This is a genomic window from Nonomuraea sp. NPDC049784, assembly GCF_040659615.1.
Classification (GTDB): domain Bacteria; phylum Actinomycetota; class Actinomycetes; order Streptosporangiales; family Streptosporangiaceae; genus Nonomuraea.
Map to the genome: position 1 here is coordinate 1 of NZ_JBFAMX010000913.1, position 2,995 is coordinate 2,995.

Genomic DNA, 2,995 nt, shown 5'->3' on the forward strand with positions numbered 1-2,995 from the left:
GGGGCTGCCCGGTCTGCGAAGCGTCAACCCCCGCGCGCCGCTTAACCGCGGCGCGACGGGAGAATCTCCGGCCTTCAGGCCGGGGAGGAGTTCAACGGCCGGACCCGGCTGCCGTTCTGGCTCATCGGGATCGGCGGCGGCCTGCGTGGTGACGCCCTGCGTTCCACGGACCTGCTGATGGCCCCGGCGGACCGGGCGGACATCATCATCGACTTCGCCGCCGTGCCCTTGGGCAGCGGCGTCACGCTCATGAACGACGCCGCCGCGCCGTACCCGAGCGGAGGCGGCGGGCCGGCCATCCCCGAGATCATGCGGTTCCAGGTGACCGAGCCCCTGAGCACCCGCGACCCCACGACGCCGCCGGAGCAGCTGGCGCTTCCACCGTTCGAGCCGATCAAGCCGGATGCGGCGACGAAGCGGCGTGAACGCGTCCTCACCGAGACCACCGACCGGCACGACAACCCCATCCACCTGCAGATCAACGGCCGCTTCTTCTTCGAGCCGGTGGACGACTTCATCCGCGCCGGCGCCACCGAGGTGTGGGAGTACATCAACACCACCGGGGACGCTCATCCCATTCACGTGCATCTCGTGCAATTCCAGCTGTACGACCAGCAGAGGTTCCGCGCCGAGGACTACGCCAGGGACTACGGCCGGTGGCTGGCGACGGGTCGCCCACCCGGGAAGAAGCTGGAGCTGAAGAGGTATCTCGTCGGCCGGCCCATGCCCCCGGCCGCGCAGGAGCAGGGCTGGCGCGACAGCTTCATCGCCCTGCCGCAGATGGTGACCAGGATCATCGCCACCTACACCCCGGCGCCACCCATCCCCGGCATCAACGGCACCGCCACCACCTACCCGGCCGACTACATCCACCACTGCCACATCCTCGAACACGAGGACAACGACATGATGCGCCCCTGGCAGCTCGTCCGCTGACCACGGCCGACCGCGTTGATCATCGATCGCACGGCCCGCCGGCGTCGGTAGATGAGCGGTACGCACAGGTTCGTCGCCGATATAAGGTGCGCCAATGGAGCGGATCTTGGTGGTGGGTGTCACCGGTGCGGGCAAATCCACGCTCGCCCGGGCCTTGAGCCGTCGTCTGGACCTGCCCTACCACGAGATGGACGCGGTGTACTTCACCGGCCCTCATTGGGCCGTGAACGAGAAGTTGACCGAAGACGTATCACGTGTCACCGCCGAACCTCGCTGGATCGTCGACTCGCTCGGCTATCCAGAAGTCCGTGACCTGCTCTGGGACCGGGCCGACACCGTGATATGGCTCGACTACGCCAAACGCGTCATCATGCCCCGCATCCTGCGCCGGTCCCTCCGGCGCACGGTCACCCGCGAGGTTCTCTTCGGCGGCAACAGGGAAACCTGGGCGGACTGGCTGAGCAAGGAACACCCGGCCTGGTGGGCCTGGTCCCAGCACGCGGCCCGCCGCCGCGAAATCGACCACCGCATCCACGACCCCCGCTTCGCGCCCCTCAGCACACTCCGCTTCAGTCACCCCGACGACACCGCGGCCTGGGTGGCATCCCTCTGATGCGGATAGGCGTTGGGCGTCCCGGTGGCCGCAAAGCGCCGTGGAGCGCCTGCCGATCAGAGCCGCCGCTGCTTGACTTCGAGCAAGCTCTAACACCTAGCGTCGTGGTCATGAGTGCTTCAATGCGGCCGAAGCCCATGGTGGGCGAGCGCGGACCGGTGCGGCGCGACGTGCCCGAACTCAGCCGACGCCGCCGATTCCTGGTTCTCGCGATCTGCTGCGCCAGCATCGTCGTCGTGGTGATGGACATCTCCATCGTCAACGTCGCGCTGCCGACGATGCGCGGGGACCTGCACGCCTCGGTGTCCGGCCTGCAGTGGACGGTCGACGCCTACACCTTGGTGCTGGCCGGTTTCCTGGTGCTGGCCGGGTCCACCGCTGACCGGGTCGGCCGTCGGCGGATCTTCCAGGCCGGCCTGGCCACGTTCGGGCTCTGCTCGCTGCTGTGCAGCCTGGCGCCGAGTATCGGCTGGCTGATCGCCGCGCGTGCGCTGCAGGCCGTCGGCGGCACGATGCTCAACCCGGTGGCGATGGCGATCGTCGCCACCACGTTCCCCGACCGTGCCGAGCGGGCCAGGGCCATCGGCGTGTTCGGCGCGATGTCCGGCCTGTCGCTGGGGCTGGGTCCGATCCTCGGCGGCGCCCTGGTCGACGGCTTCGGCTGGCGCTCCATCTTCTGGGTCAACGTGCCGATCGTGGCCGCCGCGATCGCGTGCGTCGCGCTGTTCGTACCGGAGTCTCGTGCCGCCCGGGCGCGCCGTTTCGACCCGGTGGGCCAGGCACTGGTGATCCTGGTGCTGGGCAGCGTCGTGTACGCGATCATCGAGTCCGGCAGGTTGGGCTGGACCTCGCCGGTCATCCTCGGCCTGCTCGCCGTCGCGGTGCTCGGCGTGCTGGGCATCCTCGGCTACGAACCGCGCCGTGTCGACCCGCTGCTGGAGCTGCGCCTGTTTCGCAGTGTGCCGTTCAGTTCGGCGATCGCGATGGCGCTCTTCGCCCTGTGCGGGTTCGGCGCGTTCCTGTTCGTGACCGCCCCGTACCTCCAGGACGTGCGTGGCATGTCGGCGCTGGCGGCCGGGCTGTGCCTGCTGCCGGTCGGGGTGCTGATCGTGGTGCTCTCCCCGCTCACCGGCCGGATGGTCGGCGGGCGCGGCCCTCGACTGCCGCTGGTGGTCTCCGGGGCCGCGCTGGCGCTGGGCGGCGGCGCGTCGATCTGGCTCGGACCGGCCACCCCGCTGCCGGCCGTGCTCGCGATCTATCTGCTGTTCGGTGTCGCCCTGGGAACCGTCAACCCGCCGATCACCAACTCGGCGGTCTCCGGGATGCCCGCCTCGATGGCCGGGGTGGCCGCCTCGTTGGCCTCCACCGGCCGGCAGACCGGCACCGCCCTGGGCGTCGCGATCTCCGGAACGATCGTGGGACCGGCCGTGGGCCGCGGCGGGACGG

3 protein-coding genes are annotated in these 2,995 nt (G+C 69.9%); all 3 read left to right on the top strand.

The window, feature by feature from the left end; genetic code table 11:
- The first annotated feature begins 177 nt into the window (after window positions 1–177).
- Window positions 178–936, top strand: a complete 759-nt coding sequence (locus AB0J09_RS60875; protein WP_360713085.1) for a multicopper oxidase domain-containing protein — start codon at window positions 178–180, stop codon at window positions 934–936.
- A gap of 94 nt (window positions 937–1,030) precedes the next feature.
- Window positions 1,031–1,549: an AAA family ATPase gene (locus AB0J09_RS60880; protein ID WP_360713088.1), complete on the top strand. Its 519-nt coding sequence runs from the start codon at window positions 1,031–1,033 to the stop codon at window positions 1,547–1,549.
- A gap of 110 nt (window positions 1,550–1,659) precedes the next feature.
- A partial coding sequence (locus AB0J09_RS60885; protein ID WP_360713091.1) for an MFS transporter occupies window positions 1,660–2,995 on the top strand: 1,336 nt, incomplete at its 3' end.